This window comes from Mucilaginibacter hurinus (genome assembly GCF_003324525.1).
Classification (GTDB): domain Bacteria; phylum Bacteroidota; class Bacteroidia; order Sphingobacteriales; family Sphingobacteriaceae; genus Mucilaginibacter; species Mucilaginibacter hurinus.
In genome coordinates, this window is record NZ_QGDC01000004.1 from 47,908 (window position 1) to 69,131 (window position 21,224).

The following is a 21,224-nucleotide window of genomic DNA, read 5'->3' on the forward strand; positions in this document are numbered from 1 at the left end:
AATATTAACACGCTTAAAAAATGAAGAAATTAAAAGCTATTGGCTATTACATTGTATTAACCGGTGCTGTGCTTGTCACGGGATGCGCCTCCAAAAGCGATAAGGAAAGCGAAAATGCAGCCGCAGATACCTTAAGTTTACCCGTTATGACCTTGCAACCCAGGGATACCGTGTTGCAAAAACCTTATGTTGCTGACATACAGGCGCATAAAAATGTGGAGATACGCGCCCGTGTAAAGGGCTTTTTAGAAAAAATATACATTGACGAAGGCAAACCGGTTAAAAAAGGCCAGCCATTGTTTAAAATAAACGACCAGGAATTTAAAGTAAACCTTTCGCGCGCTAAAGCTGCTTTAAGCAATGCAATGGCCGCTGCAAAGTCAACTCAACTGGAAGTTGACCGTGTACGGATGCTTGTTGAAAAGAAGGTGATATCCAAGTCAGAACTGGAGGTTGCCCTATCAAAATTGAATGCCGACAAAGCTAATATCGACGAAGCGCAATCCATGGTGCAAAGCGCTCAAAACCAATTAGCTTACACCCATATAAATGCACCTTTTAGCGGAATTATTGACCGTATTCCGTTAAAAGCCGGTAGCTTAATAGATGAGGGCACCCTGCTTACCAGCATATCTGATATCAGTTCAATGTATGCCTATTTCAGCTTCCCCGAAAATGAGTATCTGCAATATGTACGTAATCACAAAACATCGCCTGACAAAACCAGCGACGAGGTAACACTTGTACTTGCTGATGGTGTTGCTTTTCCGCATAATGGCGAGATAGAAACAGTGGAGGGTGAAATTGAACAAACAACCGGTTCAATTAACTTTCGTGCCCGGTTTCCTAACCCCCAAGGCTTATTAAGGCATGGTGCCACGGGTAAGTTATACATATCAACCAAGGCCGAAAATGTAATCATGGTACCGCAACAGTCTGTTTTTGACATCCAGGATAAAAGTTATGTATATATCGTTGATAATGGCAATAAGCTCCGGATGCAGGAATTTACACCGCTAACCCGTTTTTCCCATTATTACATAGTACTTGAAGGACTAAAAGCCGGAGACAAAATCTTGTACGAAGGCACCCAGAATGTACGTGACGGAATGGTGATAAAACCACGGCAAATGCCAAAGAGTGCATTGCTGGCGATGCAGCGATAAGTGCTGATCAGTTCACGGCTAAGTAGGCTCGCAAAGCGGGGCCTTGTACTTTTACACAATCTTTTCTGAAACAAATATGTTTGAAACTTTTATAAAGCGACCCGTACTGTCGCTGGTTATCTCATTGATAATTACTTTACTGGGCGTACTGGCATTGGTAACATTGCCTGTTACCCAGTTTCCTGATATAGTACCCCCGTCTGTTACGGTTACTGCAAAGTACACGGGGGCCAACGCTGAGGTTTGTGCAAAAGCTGTTGCCACCCCACTTGAACGCGCTATAAACGGCGTACCCGGAATGACTTATATGTCAACCGTTTGCAGTAATGATGGTATTACCTTAATTCAAATTTACTTTAACGTGGGGATTGACCCCGACCAGGCCGCCGTAAACGTACAGGGCCGGGTATCAACCATTATAGATGAGCTGCCTGAAGAGGTAATAAAAGCGGGGGTTACAACCGAAAAAGAAGTTAACAGTATGCTGATGTACCTGAATATTATGAGCCAGGACACCAGTGCCGACGAAAAGTTCATTTACAATTTTACCGACATTAACGTACTGCAGGAGCTTAAGCGTATTGACGGCGTAGGCCGTGCCGAAATTATGGGCGCCAAAGAATACTCGATGCGGGTATGGCTTAAGCCGGATAAAATGATGGCTTATAACGTATCTACCGACGAAGTGATTGATGCCATAAGAGCGCAAAACGTAGAGGCAGCACCCGGTAAAACCGGCGAAAGCTCTGATAAATCACCGCAAATGCTGCAGTATGTACTTCGGTATACGGGTAAATTTTATGAGCCTAAGCAGTATGAAAATATTGTTATCCGCGCTGATGAAGGTGGCGCAGTGTTAAAGCTGAAAGAGATTGCCGATGTAGAATTCGGTTCGCTTACTTATAGCATGGTATCTAATACAGATGGCAGGCCTTCAGCCTCCATCATGATAAAGCAGCGCCCAGGATCAAACGCCAGTGATGTTATTAATAATATAAAAACGCGCATGGCTGAGCTAAAAGAAACCAACTTTCCATCAGGCATGACTTACAACGTCAACTATGATGTATCGCGGTTTTTGGATGCGTCCATCCACGAAGTTTTGCGCACGCTGGTTGAGGCGTTTTTACTCGTTTTTATCGTCGTATACATTTTTTTACAGGATTTCCGCTCCACGTTGATACCTGCCCTGGCTGTTCCGGTCGCGCTTATCGGCTCTTTGTTTTTTATGCAGATGCTGGGCTTCTCAATCAACCTGCTCACACTATTTGCTTTGGTATTGGCTATAGGTATTGTGGTGGATAATGCGATTGTTGTGGTTGAAGCCGTGCATGTTAAAATGCATGATGAGCATATGAATGCCATGGATGCTACCGTAGCGGCAATGAAAGAGATAAGCGGCGCTATAGTAGCTATTACGCTGGTAATGTCAGCAGTTTTTGTGCCGGTAGCTTTCATGTCGGGCCCTGTAGGTGTTTTTTACAGGCAGTTTTCACTTACGCTTGCTATCTCCATTGTTATATCAGGTGTAAACGCCCTTACACTTACTCCTGCCCTATGCGCCATAATGCTGAAACCAAACCATGCGCCTAAAAAGAAGGGCTGGATCGACAAGTTCTTTTCCGGCTTTAATAATAAATACAACCGGCTGGAAGGTCGTTACGCCAGCTTGATGATGTGGTTGTCGCCACGTAAGGGTATCACAATAGCCTTGCTCGCGGGTTTCTTTTTGTTAACGTGGGGTTTTAACGCCATACTGCCCACCGGCTTTATCCCTACAGAAGACCAGGGAATGATTTATGTTAACGTAACTACGCCGTCAGGCGCGACGGTTGAGCGTACGGAAAATGTTTTAAAAGCCATACAGCGCAGGGCTGAAAAAATACCTGCTATTGAGTCGGTTTCAACCCTTGCGGGCTACAGCCTTGTAAATGAAGTAGCCGGCGCCTCATACGGAATGGCTATGATAAATCTTAAACCCTGGGATGAAAGAACACAGTCGTTAACAGACGTGATAGAAAAACTGGAACATAGGACCCGTAATATAGGTGGTGCATCTATTCAATACTTCCCGCCGCCAACGGTACCGGGCTTTGGTAACTCAAGCGGCTTTGAAATACGCATGCTGGACCGTACAGGCCGCGGCGACCTGCAAAAAGCAGCGGAGGTATCCCAGAGCTTCGTTGCCGCATTGAACGATTCGCCGGAGATTCAGGGGGCCTTTACCAGCTTTGACCCAAACTTTCCGCAATACATGATTTCTGTAGACCAGCAAACCGCTGCTCAAAAAGGGATCACTATTGACAAAGCGATGTCTACGCTGCAAACTCTGATGGGTAGTTATTACGCTTCAAACTTTATACGGTTTGGCCAGATGTACAAGGTGATGGTGCAGGCCGCGCCGGAGTATCGCTCAAAACCCGAAGACCTTTTAAACTTACAAGTGAAGAATGATAAAGGCGAAATGGTGCCGTTTTCAACCTTCATAAAAATGGAAAAGATATTTGGCCCTGAGCAACTAACACGCTATAACATGTATACCTCCGCCATGATAACCGGCGATGCAGCGCCCGGGTACAGCAGCGGCGACGCTATTGCTGCTATAGAACGTGTAGCAAAAGAAAAGCTGCCCAAAGGTTATGTATTTGAATGGTCGGGCATGACGCGTGAGCAGATATTATCGGGCAACCAGGCAATTGTAATATTTATTATTTGTTTAATATTCGTTTATTTATTGCTGGCCGCTCAGTACGAAAGCTTCCTGCTGCCCTTGCCGGTTATCCTCTCCTTGCCTACAGGTATCTTCGGCGCATTCTTTTTCTTAAAGATAGCGGGATTAGAGAACAATATATACGCACAGGTAGCACTTGTAATGCTCATCGGCCTACTGGGCAAAAACGCCATACTTATTGTGGAGTTTGCCATACAGCGGCAAAAAGAAGGCGCTACTGTTTTGAAAGCCGCTATTGAAGGCGCTGCATCAAGGCTCCGCCCTATTTTAATGACGTCACTGGCGTTTATAGCCGGCCTTATTCCGTTGTGTATTGCCACAGGTGCCGGAGCGGCAGGTAACCGTTCAATCGGTACAGCCTCCGCCGGCGGTATGGTGATGGGTACCATCTTCGGGGTGATACTTATACCGGGGCTTTATGTCATTTTTGCTGGTTTAGCATCCCGTAAAAAGAAAAACAAAGAGCTCAACGGGATTGCAACTGAACCTGAGCCAGAACTAATTAATAATTAAATTATAAAAAAATGCTTAAAAAAGCACTTCATTATATACTACTTTCAATACCGGCGATACTGGTTACAACCGGCTGCCAAAATTATAAGGTGGCTACAACAACTGCTAATATAAAGCTGCCGGCCACTTATACCGGCGTAACGGATACGCTCAGCATAGCGCGCCTGCCCATAAAGCAGTTTTTTGCCGACCCATACCTGGTGAACCTGATAGATACGGCTATAGCAGCTAACCCAGATATTTTAACTGCATTACAGCGGGTAGAAATGGCTAAAGCAAATTTGCGCTTCAATGCATCAAAGCTGTTACCTCAAATTAATATAACGGGCAATGCCGGGGTTGAAAAGTATGGCGATTACACGATGAATGGCGTAGGCAACTATGATACTAACTTTTCGCCAAATATTAACAATAACCAGCGTATACCCAACCCGGTACCCAATTACTTTCTTGGCTTTCAAAGTTCGTGGGAGATTGATTTGTGGGGTAAATTGAATAACCGCAAAAAGGCCGCTTACGCACGTTTTCTGGCCAGCAATCACGGTTACCGTTTGGTTATCACATCCCTTACTGCGCAAATAGCACAAGCATATTACCAGTTGCTGGCGCTTGATACCGAATTAGGCATTATCAAAAAAAATATAGGTTTACAGGAAAACGCCTTAGAGATTGTTAAGATACAAAAACAGGGCGGCCGGGCAACCGAACTGGCTGTGCAGCAGTTTCAGGCGCAGCTTCTGCGTACTAAAGGTTTGGAATACAGCACCCGCCAGCAAATTAAAGAAACAGAAAACAGGCTGAACTTTTTAACCGGCGGATTTGACAGGCCGGTTGCGCGCGATTCATCAATTACTTCGGCCGCTTTACCGCCACTGCTGGCTGCCGGCATACCGTCGCAACTTTTGCTTAACAGGCCAGATATACAGGCCGCCGAACTTGAGTTAAAAGCTATGAACGCTGACATAAAAGCGGCACGAGCCAACTTTTTGCCCAGTTTAACACTTACACCATATGTTGGTTATAATGCATTTAAAGCCGCATTATTATTTGACCCGGGATCTGTTACCTATGGGGTATTAGGCGGACTTACCGCGCCATTGTTCAATCGCAAAATGCTTAAGGCGGAGTTAGAGCGCACCATTGCTGAAAGTAAAGTGGCAGTGTATAATTATCAGAAAAATATTCTGGCCGGTTTTCAGGAAGTAAGTAACGGCCTTAATGGCATTGAAAATTACAACCGGTTTTACAGGATGAAAGAACAGGAATTACAGGCTTTAAATAATGCACTTTCGGTAGCTAACGACCTATATTTGGTGGGCCGGGCCAACTACCTTGAAATAATTACAGCCCAGCGAAGTGTGCTTGATGCGGAACTGGAATTGGCCAACACCAAGCGTAATATATTCTTGAGCGCCGTTAACCTTTACCAGGCTGTTGGCGGGGGATGGCGATAGATAATATTGACCGTGAATATTAATCGGACACCATAAATACGAAGCCGGATAATGCGGCTTCGTATTTATATTGTGGCTGCTTTACGTCGCTTTGCTTTACGATAGGTTGCCATATTGATAAGCAAAACGCTGCACAATATTATAACCAGGCCAATCACCTGCTTTATGGATATTTGTTCCCCGGCAAAGGCAACGCCCAGTATCACAGCTATTACAGGATTTACGTACGAATGGGTGCTTACCTGGGCCGCTGAACGTACCTTTAACAACCAGACATAAGCACTGAAACCGATTATTGATCCGAACGTAACCAGGTAAGCTACGGCCCACCATGCGCTTGCAGGAACGGTGGATACAGAAAAACCCTTTAATTCATTATTTATTAAGATGCCGGGAATAAAAGCGATCCCGGCTGCCAGCATTTGTAAGGTGGCATTTACGGTAGCATTTGTGCCATGTGCCTTATGTTTAGCGTACAGCGATCCGGATGCCCACATAATGGAGCCGAAAATAAGCACGCACAGTTCGGGAAGCTGCGCAAACGAGTGCGTATTGAGCGCTCCGCTTAGTTGTTCACTAAATAGCAATACCACACCGCCAAATCCAATAACTAACCCTGACATAATGGATTTGCTTTTGAAGTTTATGTGCCAATGCGACTTATCCAGCAGTACAAACCAGATAGGTCCCGCTGATACCAATATAGCAGCCAGCCCGCTCGGAACACTTTGCTCGGCCCATATTAACGCGCCGTTGCCACCAAAAAGCATCATGACGCCGCTAATAAAAACGTGCTTGTTCTTTTTTAAAGTCCCGAGCTTTTCGCCAGTAAAAACGCACCATGCCAGCATAAGCATACCCGCCAATAAAAACCGTATAGCACCCATCACAAATGGTGGTATACCATGGATAGCCATCTGGATAAAAAAGTAAGTAGAACCCCATACCACGTAAATTACCGCGAAAGCTACAATCACCCAAAGGGTTGATGTCGTTTTGGTTGGTGTCGTCATATTAGCTTTTACTTCTGCAGGTGTTTAATAACAAGTGTCACAAATTAACAATTTAAAACTGCATCATCTTAGCACTTAACGTACATTGTTACTTCGCCATAACATCACCATCCATGTAAATTTTATTAAATTATATGTATGTTTGTATCAACCAAAAACTTATCAGTATGTCAGAAAAAATTAAATTACATGTACCACGTGCTTGCAAGCCTCCCAAACACCCTGTAGCGCACTACTACATATAATCAATAATTTGGGTTGAATCTGGTAATATCAGTAACTAACATTAATTTAGCAAAACCTTTAATTTACTATAATGAGAAAAATTTTACTTATAGCTTTTTTAGCTACAGCTGTACTCAGCTGTAAAAAAGATGCCGTAAAGCCATCAACCCAAACTCCTGCTGACGACCTGGCGATAAATGCTTTGCCAACGGTGGTGCTGAAAGCCAGCCATAATCCCGGTAAATTAACCGCTGATGTAAATTGCACATTTAAAGGATCTGAAGTATCTGCGTTGGTACCAACAATCGATAATAACAAAACTTTTGTGGTAGACTTTACTACCGGCGTGCCTAACGCGGTTGTAACTGTTAACGGAGTGGTACAGCAAAGCGGTGTTACCGCAGTGGATTTTACAAACCCTGTAACTTATACTGTATCGGTTAACGGGATTAACCGCAAATATAAATTTACATTAAAAAACTTTACCGGTATACCAGTACTGTATCTTAATACTTCCGGCCCTATCGTATCAAAGGACGACTACGTTACAGGCACTTTGGTAGTCAACACCAACGGATTATATGAGCAGCCAAAAAATAATATTGCGTTACAAGCCAAAGGCCGCGGAAACTCAACCTGGACTGTTCCCAAAAAACCGTATCGTTTAAAATTTGACAGTAAAGCAGAGCTTTTGGGCATGCCTGCTGCTAAAAACTGGGTTTTGTTGGCTAATTACGCAGACAGAACACTCATACGTACAAGCTTAGCGTTTGAAATGGGCCGTAAAATTGGCGCACATTTTACACCTCAAACACGTTTTGTTGAATTAGTGCTTAACGGCACCCACCTTGGAAGTTACGTATTAACCAGCCAGGTTGAAATTCATGAAAACAGGGTGAACATAGCTGAATTAAAAGAAACCGATGAAACCGGTGATGCTATTACCGGCGGCTACCTGCTTGAAGTAGATTTTAGATTAGATGCGCCACTATGGTTCCGCACCAAAAAGAATTTGCCGTTCACGCTTAAAGATCCGGACGAGCTTACTGACGCGCAGTTTGCATACATTAAAGATTATATACAGCAAACGGAGGATGCTATTTTTGCTGATAATTTTGCAGATCCGGTAAATGGTTATGCTAAATACATTAACGTTGACTCATTTATTAACTGGTATCTGATTGAAGAGTTGGGCCTTAATATTGACTCTAAAGATCAGTCGAGTGTGTATTATTATAAAGACCGTAATGGCAAATTAGGTATGGGGCCGCTATGGGATTTTGATATCAGCTTTGGCAATACCTGGCTGCCGGGGAATATCTGGTACACTAAAGGCGGCCTTTGGTTTAAGCGCTTGTTCCAAGACCCAGCATTTGTAAAGAAAGTTAGGACCAAGTGGGCTTTGGTAAAAAGCAGGGAGAAGGATATATACAAAAGGATTGATGAAATGGCGTTGTACATGAATCTGTCACAACAAAAAAACTTTGAGATATGGCCGCTACTTAAACCGGACGGCCTTCCGTTACAAAGCCGTGGAGATTACAACGGAGAGGTTGCTTATGCCAAGGAATGGATAGGAAAGCGGATACTATGGTTAGATGCAAATTTTGCAGCTTTATAATCGTTTACAAATAAATAGCGCGGATTTTGTCGGGACAATTTGAACTGACAACGTACACTTAATTAATATTGTGGCACTTATGCTTAAAAGACATTTTACCCTACTTTTTATAATAACAGCTATTTGGAGTTGCAAGAAAGAGGGCTTAAAGGAATCAGCAAACAATGGTAATTCCGGCCTACTGGCTGTTAATGCTTTGCCTGTAGTAAAAATTGAAGCCAGTAAAAACCCCGGCATTGTAAGTACAGATGTATACGCGACATTTTCAGGCAGTGAAGTAAACGCGCTAATACCTGGTATAAATAATAATAAAAAACTGGTTATAACATTTACAACAGCCGGCACCGGCGCAACGGTAAGAGTGAACGACACTTTACAGGTTAGCGGTGTAACACGTACGGATTTTACCAAACCTGTAATTTACACTGTTACGCTCCCCGGGGGTAAGGTGTACAAGTATAAATTCACTGTTAAAAACTTCACCGGTATACCTGTATTTTATATAACTACCAGCGGACCAGTGGTATCAAAGGACGACTATGTAACCGGCAGCCTTGTAATTAACACGAATACATTGTTTACGCAGGAAAAAAATAACATCCCGCTACAAATTAAGGGCCGCGGTAACTCAACCTGGGGCATGCCAAAAAAACCTTATCGTTTAAAATTTGACAGTAAAGCAGCTGTGCTGGGTATGCCATCTGCCAAAAACTGGGTATTGCTGGCTAACTACTCCGATAAAACTCTATTGCGTACAAGCCTGGCTTTTAACCTGGGTGGTAAACTTGGCGCCAATTTTACACCGCAGGGACGCCATGTTGAACTGGTAATGAATGGCGAGCACCTGGGAAGCTACCTTTTAACCAGCCAGGTTGAAGTTCACGAGAACAGGGTAAATATTCCTGAGCTTAAGGCAGGTGATGTTTCGCCAGACAAAATAACTGGCGGCTATTTACTGGAACTTGATCAAAGACTGGATGAAGATTTTTGGTTTAGAACAAGCATCAAAAATGTGCCGTTTACCATTAAATCGCCCGAAGATATACCGCAGGCGCAATTTGACTACATAAAGGATTATATGCAACAAACGGAGAATGCTATCTACGCATCAAACTTCGCTGATCCGGTTAATGGTTACGCTAAATATATAAATGTGGAATCGTTTATAAACTGGTATATAGTACAGGAGCTTATGAAAAACCAGGACGCGAAAGATTTTAGCAGCGTATATTATTACAAAGACCGTGACGGAAAATTGTGCATGGGGCCTTTATGGGATTTTGACCTGGCTGCAGGCAACGTTAACTACTCTGACGCAACGCACCCTACGGGCTGGTGGATAAAAGACGGACCATGGTTCAGCCGGTTATTTGAAGATGTTAACTTCCGTAAAAAAGTAAAAGCCCGTTGGAACCAGGTAAAAAATAAAGAGATAAGGGCAATGGGTCCGTTTATTGACAGTACTGTAAACCATATTAACCTATCCCAAAAGGAAAACTTTAAAAAATGGCCCATACTTAACCAATATGTTTGGCCGAATCCGGTTGTGTTGGGCACTTATGAAAAAGAGGTTGCTCACGTAAAAAGCTGGCTGACAAAACGTGCGCACTGGCTTGACAGTGAGTTTATAAAGATGTAACAAATAAAGGCGGATAAAAATCCGCCTTTATTTGTTATAAAAGGTTAGCGCTATAGAAAGTATTGATATAATATCGTCGACCCCGATATCCTTTTCGGGATCTACGTACAGTACTTTTACGCGTTTTCTGTTATCTTGTATTAACAAGGGATGTTGCATACGACGGCCCTCCATGATGCCCAGATATGGCTGCCCGGTTTTTTTGTCGACCCGCAGATAGCAGAACATTTTGCCTTTATAATAGTAAAAAACCATAGCGTATTTCCACTCTTCGGTAATGCCTGGTGTAAACCCGCACATCAAGTCGCGCAGCACGTATAAGCAGCTTTTAACCGGTTCCGGCTGTTTCAAAAAGTAATTATCAATGGGACGGAGCGCATTATCCATTGTTCGGTATTATTGAATTTGCACAAACATAACGCATCTATTTTCTTATTTAGGACGTAAAAGCAAGTATATTTATATAGCATTGCATATTTATTAACTACTGATAACATTGGCATGAAACCTGTTTTTATTCCGCAATACATTAAACAGTATCTACACAAAGATCACTCTGCAGCAAATTTTGAGGCAATAAGAGCAGCATATCAAAAATTATCTAAAAATACCGAGCCCGAAGTTTCGGTAGTAATGCCTGCTTATAACGAGGAGGAAAATATTGTGCAGACACTGGCATCGCTGTGCAATAACACAACCCAAAGAGCTGTGGAAATCCTGGTAGTTAATAACAACTCGAAAGATAAAACTGAAGAGCTTATAAAAGCTTGCGGTGTAAATTACGTGTTGCAAACCGTACAGGGCATTACACCCGCCCGCAATATGGGTTTATCACAAGCCCGCGGTAAATATATTTTAAATGCAGATGCCGATACGATTTATCCGAAGGACTGGATAGAGGAAATGGTTAAGCCACTGGCGAATGATAAGCGCGTAGCTATCACTTACGGCATATTTTCGTTTATCCCTATCGGCAGCACCGGGCGTTTTACCTACTACTTTTATGAAATGTTTGCCGAGTTAACTCGCTTTTATAACGCAAAATTTAAAACAGAGGCAGTAAATGTTTACGGCTTCAACTCAGGTTTCCGCAAAGCAGAAGGGCTGCAGGTTGACGGATTTAACCATCCTCCGGGCACTAATGAGGACGGTTACCTGGCACTTAAGTTAACCAATAAAGGCTTTGGCAGAATGCATCGTGTATCATCCGCTAAAGCAATTGTTTGGACCACCGACAGGCGCATACAAATTGACGGCGGTTTATGGAAGGCGACCTTTAAAAGATTTAAAAGAGTGTTTAACTTATAGATGCAGCAAACGCCTCAGGATGATCTGACTTAATTTGGGCCTTTACATTATTAAGGGTTTTTTCAAGTTCGTTGACAAGTTTATGCGGATCGTCCGAGTTACGTTGTTCAAGTTTTTGCAGCACCTCTTTAAGCGTGTCAACCCCCATATTACCTACCGTCGATTTTAACTTGTGCGCCACCTGCCCAACTACCTCCCAATCGCCGCGAGCGGCGGCGTCCTTAACCTTTGCCAGGTCCTGCCCGGTAACGTCGCAAAACATCACCAGCATTTTATTAATAAACTCAATATTGTTTTTACTGATCGTTTCGATCATTGTTAGATCATATAACTTCTTTGCATCATCCATCTGCTCGGGCTGTTGAGTTAATTCGTTTTTTGCGGAATCACTAAATAAATTGTCGTTAACGGCGACTTCTGCTTTCTCTATAACGGGCTTATGGCCTCTTAGTTTGCCTGTATTTTTTAAAGCGTTAACCATTCGCTCGTACAAAAATTCTTCGGTATAGGGTTTAGTTACACAATCGTCCATTCCCGCGTCTATATAATAATCGGCATCCCCCATCAAAGCATTGGCTGTGAGCGCTATTATTGGCAAATCGCTTTGTTTTGGATTATTTAGTTGCCGTATCAGGCGGGTGGCAGTCAGGCCATCCATCTCAGGCATTTGTATATCCATGAGCACCAAATCGTAATCAGTGGCCTTAACCTTTTCTACAGCTTCCTCTCCGTTAAAAGCCACATCTACCTTGCACCCCCATGATTCGAGTAGGTTACGCACTAAAAATTGATTTAATTCAACATCCTCGGCCACCAATATCTTTTTATTATTTAGCAAGTCAGGCTCAATAGCTTCAAGCACATCATTATAGTTACCTGATACGATTTTACTCTTTTTATAGGTTAGGCTAAATATAAACTCAGTACCGGCGTTAACCTTGCTGTATACCTTGATGTGTCCGCCCTGCATTTCAACAAGGCTTTTACAAATAGACAAGCCCAGTCCTGTGCCGCCAAACTTACGTGTAAGACTGGATGAAGCCTGTACAAAAGGATCAAATATCACTCCTATCCGGTCCTCGGGGATACCTATCCCAGTATCCTTCACCGAAAACTCAAGCAACACTTTATCGTCTGAATTATATAGCAACGATGATGACACTGTGATGCTTCCCCGCCGGGTAAATTTGATAGAATTATTGATAAGATTTGAAAGTATCTGCGCAAAACGATACTGATCGCCGGTCACAGAAAATTCATCCGGTAAACGGTTATTCAATACCAGGTCAAGACCTTTTTCCTTTGACTTATATTGAAAAAGCTGGAGTGTGCGCTTTATTTTGTTACTGATGTTGAAAGGCTTGTTTTCGAGTTCCAGCCGGCCCGTGCCAATTTTTTCTATATCAAGGATATCATTCACTATATCAAGTAAACTGTTAACCGAACCTGATATTAGATTAGCGTAACCTTTTTGCTGCTCGTTAAGATCTGTTTTTATAAGCAGGTTGTTTAAACCGAGTATCCCGTTCATCGGCGTCCGTATCTCATGGCTCATGTTTGCCAGGAAAATCTCTTTTGCACGCGCGGCGGCCTGGGTTGTGTTTTTTGCTGCCCGTAGCTCCTTTTCAATAAGTATCCGATCGGTAATATTATGGGCAAAGCCTATCACGTATGGTTCTTCACCTTCGGCGCCGGCTATGTAATTCTGGTAAAACAAATAAACTATGTCTTTGCCATTTTTATGCACCGCACGGCATATACCCTTTACAGCACCTTGCTGCTGTAGCTTGTCGTGGTACATATACTGTACCTTTTCATGATCCTGGGCATGTAAAAAAGATTTAATATTAGTATTTATAACCTGGGCTTCGCTGTAGCCCAGCGTGTTACTTATGGCAGGGTTTATTGACATGACCATGCCGCTCATATCATGTGTATAAATCAATCCGGGGTTAAGATTATACAGGTTGCGGTATTTCCGCTCGCTCATTTTTAACTGATCTTCAGCATTTTTACGATTGGTGAGGTCCATGCCGCACCCTATTACCCATTTCACCTCGTTATTGTTGTTTAACAACGGGTAAAGGTTTAGCAAACTGTGGCTAATTTTTCCATCCTTACCAGTCACCTTTTCTTCCCAGCTTACTACCTGCCGGGTTTTAAGCGCCTCTTCAAAATTAGCACGCCGTTCCTGCATAACGTTTTCGGGCCTGTTGGTGAGCCAGCAATAATCTTCATCCTTAAGCCCTATCAACCGTTCGCGAAGCGAAGTATCTTTTACCGCAGTTTTATTTATATAAATGTAGCGGTGATCAGTATCAAAAATCACGATGTCAGCAGGTGCTCCGGCTAAAATATCTTCGTAAAAATTTAGTCGCTCCTGCAAGGCATTTTTGCTTGCCGAGGAGGCTACCGAAGGTTGTTCGACATTAACATTACTTTTTATGGCATTACCAGCAAATAAAAACTGATCAGTTTGAGGCAGATATTCTAACTGCCCGTGCAAATTAATGCCCGGCTGCGATACAGGCGTTATGCAAATAGATTTGCCAACATATCGCGTAAGCGCCTCGTTGGTGACGTTAACTATTCCATCTACCTTGAAAAGCCTGTCAAAACTGGTCCGGCCGGAAGGCGTAAGCAGGTTATTGTATGCGGTTGCGCACAAATCAATTTTAAGCCCTTTACTTATAATAATGTAATACGGAAAAAGCCTATTAAATTGCTCTGTGCTAAATATATAGTGTGATACACTCATCCGGATTACTTGAAATCAATTTTCGTAAAAATCAGGCTTACAGCAGAATGCTAAAGTTATATAATTTTATACTTTTTAAATTATTGAAAAATTTAATATTTTTCCAACATATATACTGTATTTTGCGTAATAAAGTTACACGTTTAAATATTTTTACTGCCGATTGCAAGGCGCTGTAAGCTGTAAAGATGTATTTGTATTTTATTAAGAGAATCGAATTCTGTATATGAGTTTTACCAATAATAATCAAACTAAAGTGCTTGTGGTTGAAGATGATCCGTACATGCAGATTATCTTACAGGAGTTTTTAAGCTCAACCTACGAGGTACAGATTTCATCTAATGGCATGGACGCGCTGGCGTTTTTACAGAATGGTAATATACCGGATTTGATTTTATCTGATTACAATACCCCCGAGTTAACCGGTCTTGAATTGATTGACCAGGTTAAATCCAGCGATTTTTTTAAGTCGATACCAATCATCATATTATCGGGCGAAGAAAGCTCAGAAAAACGTATAAAATGCCTTGACAGAGGTGCTGATGATTTTATTGTGAAACCCTTTAACCCGGCAGAACTGGCAGCACGTATAAGAGTTGTGTTACGACGGATAGACCGGTTATCATAAATAATATATGACACGCACCCCTCCACAAAATAAGCAGGTTATAGCTTTAGTGAATGGCGATGACTCGGTGGCCGACTCTCTTTTAAAGTTAAATTTGAATGGGCGCCAGGTACGCCGTTTTGCTAACGGAATTGAATTGGCCAATGCGTGGCTTGAAGATCATATTTATATATCGGCCATTATATCACAAAGTGAGGTAATGACGCCCGGCGGGATACCCTTGCTTGAGACTTTGAAAATAAAGCGAATGCCCAATGTGCCGTTCTTTTTACTCTCGGTACATTTAAGCGCTAACCTGCGCAAACTTGCGCTTGATGCGGGTGTCGTTGACATATTCAGGCTGCCACTTAATGGCGAACACCTTGAAACACGTTTAAATTTTTTAATTGATAACTGGAGCCGGTTAAAAGGCAATTTGGTACGTAAAGTTCCGGCTATTAAGAAAACGCCGCTGGGCAAACGAATATTTGATATTGTATTTGCAGGCATGGTGCTGTTGTGCATCTCCCCACTCCTGCTACTGGTTTATATAGCTATAAAGCTCGAATCTCGCGGCCCGGCATTTTATTACTCTTTGCGGGTGGGCACCGGGTACGGTGTATTTAAGTTTTATAAGTTCCGGTCGATGTATGTTAACTCCGACCAGCGCATTATGGACCTAAAACACCTTAACCAATACGCGATAGATGCGCAGGGTAAAAAAACCCAATCGGTAGAAGATAACACTAATTTTTTGTGTAACGACTGCCGTTCATACGGGAAATGCCAGTTTCCGCTGCACGCAGACACCGTTACCTGGTGCGAAAAGCAATATATCGACTCAAAAAAAGCAGGTGGCGATTCGGCGTTCTTTAAAATAAAGGACGATCCGCGTATCACCAAGGTAGGTGCCTTTATCAGGGGTACGAGTATTGATGAACTTCCGCAATTATGGAATGTGATTATCGGCGATATGAGCATTGTAGGCAACAGACCCCTACCGCTTTATGAGGCTGAAAAACTTACCACCGACAAGTATGCACTGCGTTTTGCTGCGCCAGCGGGTATAACCGGTTTGTGGCAGGTTGAAAAACGCGGCAAAAGTGAAATGAGCGAAGAAGAACGGCTGGAACTTGATAACTATTATGCCGAGCACCATAGCATTTGGAATGATGCTAAAGTGATATTAAAAACTATACCGGCGTTATTACAGAAGGAGAAGGTTTAAAAAGCCCCTTTAAATTTCCCCCAAATGGGGAGATAAAGAGAGCGTGATTGTGAGCGTCAACGTGGCAATCTCTTTAGGCAAGGCAGCCATGCAAGCTGACGACGCTCAGTTACACCTTTACCCACTCTCCTAACTCTGCATCATACGTTTTAATAACCCTCGCAGGGTTACCAACTGCTACCGAATACGCCGGAATGTCTTTAGTTACTACCGCCCCTGCGGCTATAACGCTATGCTTGCCAATAGTAACGCCTGAGGTGATTACGGCATTTGCAGCTATCCAGCAATCGTCATGCACAGTTATCGGCGCTACCAGTATCTCTTGCGAATGGATAGCTTTATTTACATCGCGGTATTCGTGATTTAATCCGCTGGCTACCACATTCTGGGCAAAAATGACATTGTTACCAATAGTAACCGGACCTATAATAACGTTACCCATACCGATAAGCGTATTATCGCCAATAAACACATCGCCTACGCCATTATTAACCGTGCAAAAATCCTCAATGGTTGAGCTCTTTCCCAACACAAAGCGGTTAAAAGGCAATACATCCATGCGGGTACGGCACCGTACTTTTGAACTCCATGCCCGTTGGTGAACAAACGGATTAATAAACCATTTTACCCACACTCTGGGCCTCGCCTCGCCTGATGGTATCAGCATCCAATGAATGAGCTTTTTAAGCCCTGGGTTACTTTTTATTTTTTCTTTGAGTGACATGTATTATTTAATGATTTATTTCACCGATTCGTCATTGCGAGGGATGCCGTGGTGATTTATTGCCTTTGCGACTTTTCCCAAACAGCGCTTTGTCGTCCTCCGGCATACCTGAATATCCCTCTTATCACCGCGTAATTCATCATACAGAAATAGTACGGTATAAAAAATATCTTCACCTTAATTTGTTGCGACTCCAGTATCCACCCCAAAAGTGCCATGCCATAAAACGCTGCCTGCGCAGCAAGAATTATTAAATACAATCCACAACAGGCCTTGCCCACTATCAATATATTAAGTACCAAAGCCAGTATCATCAAAAAAGGCACCACCGTCCACCGCAAAACCCGGTGGCTTACATACTGAAAACTTAATATAAAATTATTAAAGGGGTTAAGTAACGGCTTTAAACGCAGTATAGATTGTATGCCACCAGCTGCAATCCTGACTTTACGCTTAAGTTCTTCCTTGATGTTTGCGGAGGCAGTTTCAATTGCATAAGCTGCAGGCTCATAAACAACACGGTAGCCTTTAATGGTTATCAATAGCGATATCATAAAATCATCCAATATGGTATCCGGTTGTACCGGCACATATAACTCACGGCGTATGCTAAACAGCTCCCCTGCCGCACCTACTACTGAATATAGCTCCGAATCCCATGCTTTCAATTTCGACTCATATTTCCAGTAAAATCCTTCGCCGGCCGTCGCATCGGCATTTTCTTCCATATGTACCCGTTTTTCACCAGCTACGGCCCCCACGTTTTTATCAGCGTAATGGCGGCAAATGTTTACAATGGCTTCGGCATTTAAAAAGGTATTGGCATCAGTAAACACCACTATCTCTGTATCTACCTCGGCTACGGCGCGGTGCACAGCTGCTATTTTGCCGCTTCTGCCGCTATTGTGCATTAATTTTATTTGGGGGTAACCGGCAATTATATCAGGGGTAGCGTCCGTTGAGCCATCTGTAATAAATATAAACTTCAGTTTACCGTCAGGATACTTTAAATCAAGGCTGTTTATTATCTTTTCTCTAATAAATCTTTCTTCGTTATAGGCTGCAACAACCAATGTACATGCAGGCAGGTTGATGGCTTCAGGCATCAACGGCTTTCCTTTAGCAGCACGTTTTACTTTTATGAGCATAAACAGCACAATACCATAACCTATAAAAGCATAAAAAACAATAAAAAGACTTATCCAAAACCCTGCTATCATATATACATATCTATCTTAAGGGATATCCTAAATAGGTGCTGTCTGTTTTTTGCGTAACGTTCCACCATATCGCCTTTAACAACCACTTTACAAAATCAGCATGACCTGTTTTAATATACCTGATAATGTTGCGCGGTGTAACCACCAATATAAAAAACATACAGAATACCAGTTTGGAGGGCAGCGGGGCGTTTTTACGTATAAACAATATCCGGTTACGATTCATAAAATACTCCTTTAACGCGCTAACCTTACCCACGGATACAGATTCTTTATGATAAATTAAAGCCGCTGTTTCCAGCCATACCTGGTAGCCCGCTCTCTTTATACGTGCACACCAATCTAATTCCTCATAATATAAAAAATAATTTTCGGCCATTAAGCCTGCCTTATCTATGCACTCGCGTTTCAACATCATAGCAGCGCCGTGCGCAAAGCCGGTAGGCCCGCTAAGATGGTCATACTGCCCCTTATCTACCTCAAACTGGCCAATTGAACTGTTACGTGCCGTATAGTAATTCATCTCTGTAAAACCCATATACTGTAGCATATCAGGCTGATCAAAATATCGTATTTTAGGGCATACCATACCTACTTCGGAATGTTCGTCTAATACTTTCACCAGGCTTTCAACAAGTCCGGGTGTAAACTCAGTATCGTTATTCACTAAAAATAAAAACTCGCCGGTTGACGGTGCAATGCCGATATTATTGCCTCCTGCAAAACCTAAATTTATCTCTGACCGTATAAATATTACATTAGGGAATTTAACCACCCATTCCGGAACACTATTAGCCGCGCTACCGTTATCAACTACAATAATTTCAATGTCCGGATAGGTATTGGTTAAAGCTATTGAATTGAGCAACTGTTCGGTAACGAAACTTTGATTAAAATTTACGGTTATAATGGATACTCTTTTCATAGATTTTTAAACCCGAAAGTATTGTTATATTGGTATGTTTTTGTTGAAATTATTAATAAAAATTGAGCGACGAAATAAATAATAAAAAAGTAAGCGTGGATGTGCCCGAGGTACCCGGCGATGAGCAGGCTATCGATAAGAAACTAGATGAACTTATCGGCCTGCTTGAAAATAATGGCATCAACAGCGAGAAAGCAAAATATCTGCAGGAGAAGCTAAATGATGCCATAGAAAATTCGACCACCGGCGACGAGGACATTGAGGCCTTTATGAAACTGGACACTGAAAACACGTCGCGGTCAGACCTGCTTGACGAATTTAGCATACTGCTTTCATCTCATAAGATAGACAGTAATACATCCAAAAATTATTTAAAGTCTGAAAAAAGCGCCAACATCGTTTTGACAGTAATAAGCCTGGTAATGATAACCCTTGGCTTTGCCATGATTATTATGCCTGCACCACCATCTTTTGAGGTTTTTACAGTATTTTATTTTACAGCCAATGATGGCGTTACCTTGATGGACCTTGTATCGTTATTAATTGTACTTTCAGGCGTATATTTACTTATCAAATCCTTTAACAAGTATTCAGCGTACCGTAAAGATGGCAGCAGCACTCAGTAATAAAGTCTTACTGGTTGATGATAATATATTCTTTTTGAATATCCTGGTGCAGGAATTTTCAAGAACCGGGCTTGAATGCACTATGGCTGAGTCGGCTAAAGAGGCTATAGAAATTCTGAAAACAGAGATCCCTGACATTATTCTGTCAGACCTTGAGATGCCAGAAATGAACGGCATTGAATTCAGGAAATACCTGATTGAACATAAAAACCTTCGCGATATTCCTTTTGTTTTTTTAACGTACCTAGCAGATAGGGAGTTGATAACCGAAGGACTTGATTTGCAAGCGATTGATTATATTGTTAAGGATACACCGATAGAGGTAATTTCATCCAAACTTAATAATATACTGAGCGCCGTGAACACACAACGCGAACGCTCGTCACTGGAAATAAGAAACGCTGCCAAATCCCTTAATATAAAATCAATACCTACAAAAATACCGTACGTTAAAGGCTTTGAAATTGATTTTTGGCACCAGCCCTATCATGACATTCCCGGAGGAGATTTTATTGACCTTATCCCGGTGAACGACCGCTACACCTTTGTGGCGCTTGGCGACATCATGGGAAAAAAATGGATGGCCTGGTATTTCACCTTCGGCTTTTTAAGCTACGTGCGTTCGGCGGTAAGGTTCGCTACATTGAACGGGGATTTTTCAACGGCGAGCATTGTACAGAAAGTGAACAGTATTATTTGCCTTGACGATGTTCTTCAGGATATTTTGTCGAGCCTGTCACTACTGTTAATCGATTCGGAAACGCAAACAATTACTTATTCGGGCGCGGGCGACTTGCCATTGCTTCATTACGAAGCGGATGCTAAAAAACTCAACATAGTAAAGTCTGAAGGATTACTGCTGGGTTTATTTGCAGAGGCCGACTACGATGAAAAGCGGATAGTGCTAAAGGATGATGATCAATTGTTTATTTTTACTGACGGCATGATAGATTTTGCCGGGGAAAACGGCAAACAAAGTGACTACAACCTTTTTGCAGACAAATTACTTTCATACTTAAAAGACAGCACCGCTGATTTCAGGCTGATGAAAAAAAATCTGTTGAGTGTTGATACAGATAAACAGGTTGACGATTGCAGTATTATTAATATTAATAAAAGATATATATGATAGACATAATCAAGCAGGAAAATGGTTACCTGCTTACAAAACTTGACGTTACTGAAGCAAACCTTAACAATTCAGAAAAATTCAAGGCAGAGTTGATCGGACTATTAGATGGGCATAACGATAAAATTGTAATAGACATGCACCGGGTAAGCTACATGGACAGCTCGTTTTTGGGGGCGCTGGTTGCCGGGCTAAAGCATGCCATCTCACTCAACTCAGATGTTCTGCTGGTTAGTTTACGTAAAGACATTAGCGACTTATTTAGTTTGATAAGGCTTGATAAGGTATTTAAGATATATAATGATTTTGACGATATAGTAATACCCCGTTAAGGCGT

Annotated in this window: 17 protein-coding genes; 11 read left to right on the forward strand and 6 right to left on the reverse strand. The window is 42.3% G+C overall.

All coding sequences use genetic code 11. The features are described 5' to 3' along the window. Positions 1-20 precede the first annotated feature (20 nt). From DJ568_RS07895 to DJ568_RS07905, 3 genes are all read left to right on the forward strand, one after another. The gene (locus DJ568_RS07895; RefSeq protein WP_114004727.1) at positions 21-1,166 is read left to right on the forward strand and encodes an efflux RND transporter periplasmic adaptor subunit; all 1,146 of its coding nucleotides are present in this window, start codon (positions 21-23) and stop codon (positions 1,164-1,166) included. Between the two features lie 76 nt (positions 1,167-1,242). Continuing rightward, on the forward strand, positions 1,243-4,410 hold the full coding sequence (locus DJ568_RS07900; protein WP_114004728.1) for an efflux RND transporter permease subunit: 3,168 nt from the start codon (positions 1,243-1,245) through the stop codon (positions 4,408-4,410). Between the two features lie 11 nt (positions 4,411-4,421). Then, entirely contained in the window at positions 4,422-5,864 is a 1,443-nt protein-coding gene (locus DJ568_RS07905; RefSeq protein WP_114004729.1) for a TolC family protein, read from the forward strand. 65 nt (positions 5,865-5,929) lie between these two features. Here the strand turns inward: DJ568_RS07905 and DJ568_RS07910 are convergent, their stop codons facing one another. Beyond that, positions 5,930-6,877, reverse strand: coding sequence for an EamA family transporter (locus DJ568_RS07910; RefSeq protein ID WP_114004730.1), 948 nt, complete (start codon positions 6,875-6,877; stop codon positions 5,930-5,932). A gap of 316 nt (positions 6,878-7,193) precedes the next feature. On the opposite strand from DJ568_RS07910, the gene DJ568_RS07915 reads away from it, so the two are divergent. Further along, positions 7,194-8,723 (forward strand): CotH kinase family protein, encoded by a 1,530-nt coding sequence (locus DJ568_RS07915; protein WP_114004731.1) that lies wholly within the window; start codon positions 7,194-7,196, stop codon positions 8,721-8,723. Positions 8,724-8,802: 79 nt separating this feature from the next. Then, positions 8,803-10,362 (forward strand): CotH kinase family protein, encoded by a 1,560-nt coding sequence (locus tag DJ568_RS07920; RefSeq protein ID WP_147238729.1) that lies wholly within the window; start codon positions 8,803-8,805, stop codon positions 10,360-10,362. A gap of 27 nt (positions 10,363-10,389) precedes the next feature. On the opposite strand, the gene DJ568_RS07925 is transcribed toward DJ568_RS07920, so the two are convergent. Further along, positions 10,390-10,749 carry a DUF1801 domain-containing protein gene (locus DJ568_RS07925; RefSeq protein ID WP_114004733.1) on the reverse strand — a complete coding sequence of 120 codons (360 nt, stop codon included), beginning with the start codon at positions 10,747-10,749 and terminating at the stop codon, positions 10,390-10,392. Positions 10,750-10,863: 114 nt separating this feature from the next. Here DJ568_RS07925 and DJ568_RS07930 point away from each other — a divergent pair, with 114 nt between their 5' ends. Continuing rightward, positions 10,864-11,670 carry a glycosyltransferase family 2 protein gene (locus DJ568_RS07930; protein WP_114004734.1) on the forward strand — a complete coding sequence of 269 codons (807 nt, stop codon included), beginning with the start codon at positions 10,864-10,866 and terminating at the stop codon, positions 11,668-11,670. Here the strand turns inward: DJ568_RS07930 and DJ568_RS07935 are convergent. Continuing rightward, a complete protein-coding gene (locus tag DJ568_RS07935) occupies positions 11,660-14,428 on the reverse strand; it encodes a PAS domain-containing hybrid sensor histidine kinase/response regulator (protein ID WP_114004735.1) in 2,769 nt (922 codons plus the stop codon). The genes DJ568_RS07930 and DJ568_RS07935 overlap by 11 nt on opposite strands. 226 nt (positions 14,429-14,654) lie before the next feature. On the opposite strand from DJ568_RS07935, the gene DJ568_RS07945 reads away from it, so the two are divergent. Both DJ568_RS07945 and DJ568_RS17540 read left to right on the forward strand, forming a co-directional pair. Beyond that, on the forward strand, positions 14,655-15,056 hold the full coding sequence (locus DJ568_RS07945) for a response regulator (RefSeq protein ID WP_114004737.1): 402 nt from the start codon (positions 14,655-14,657) through the stop codon (positions 15,054-15,056). Positions 15,057-15,063: 7 nt separating this feature from the next. Then, positions 15,064-16,263: a sugar transferase gene (locus DJ568_RS17540; protein WP_199560919.1), complete on the forward strand. Its 1,200-nt coding sequence runs from the start codon at positions 15,064-15,066 to the stop codon at positions 16,261-16,263. A 109-nt stretch (positions 16,264-16,372) separates the two neighbouring features. On the opposite strand, the gene DJ568_RS07955 is transcribed toward DJ568_RS17540, so the two are convergent. From DJ568_RS07955 to DJ568_RS07965, 3 genes are read right to left on the reverse strand one after another with little or no spacing between them, the layout of a single operon-like run. Beyond that, positions 16,373-16,987 (reverse strand): acyltransferase, encoded by a 615-nt coding sequence (locus DJ568_RS07955; protein ID WP_114004738.1) that lies wholly within the window; start codon positions 16,985-16,987, stop codon positions 16,373-16,375. Positions 16,988-17,043: 56 nt separating this feature from the next. Then, positions 17,044-18,207, reverse strand: a complete 1,164-nt coding sequence (locus DJ568_RS07960) for a glycosyltransferase family 2 protein (RefSeq protein ID WP_114004739.1) — start codon at positions 18,205-18,207, stop codon at positions 17,044-17,046. 10 nt (positions 18,208-18,217) lie between these two features. Then, positions 18,218-19,132 carry a glycosyltransferase family 2 protein gene (locus DJ568_RS07965; protein WP_114004740.1) on the reverse strand — a complete coding sequence of 305 codons (915 nt, stop codon included), beginning with the start codon at positions 19,130-19,132 and terminating at the stop codon, positions 18,218-18,220. 62 nt (positions 19,133-19,194) lie between these two features. Here DJ568_RS07965 and DJ568_RS07970 point away from each other — a divergent pair, with 62 nt between their 5' ends. The 3 genes from DJ568_RS07970 to DJ568_RS07980 are packed head-to-tail and all read left to right on the forward strand — an operon-like array spanning position 19,195 to position 21,219. Next, positions 19,195-19,758 (forward strand): hypothetical protein, encoded by a 564-nt coding sequence (locus tag DJ568_RS07970; protein WP_114004741.1) that lies wholly within the window; start codon positions 19,195-19,197, stop codon positions 19,756-19,758. Further along, the gene (locus tag DJ568_RS07975) at positions 19,739-20,887 is read left to right on the forward strand and encodes a response regulator (protein ID WP_114004742.1); all 1,149 of its coding nucleotides are present in this window, start codon (positions 19,739-19,741) and stop codon (positions 20,885-20,887) included. Before DJ568_RS07970 ends, DJ568_RS07975 begins: the two co-directional genes overlap by 20 nt. After that, positions 20,884-21,219 carry an STAS domain-containing protein gene (locus DJ568_RS07980; protein ID WP_114004743.1) on the forward strand — a complete coding sequence of 112 codons (336 nt, stop codon included), beginning with the start codon at positions 20,884-20,886 and terminating at the stop codon, positions 21,217-21,219. Before DJ568_RS07975 ends, DJ568_RS07980 begins: the two co-directional genes overlap by 4 nt. Positions 21,220-21,224 lie beyond the last annotated feature (5 nt).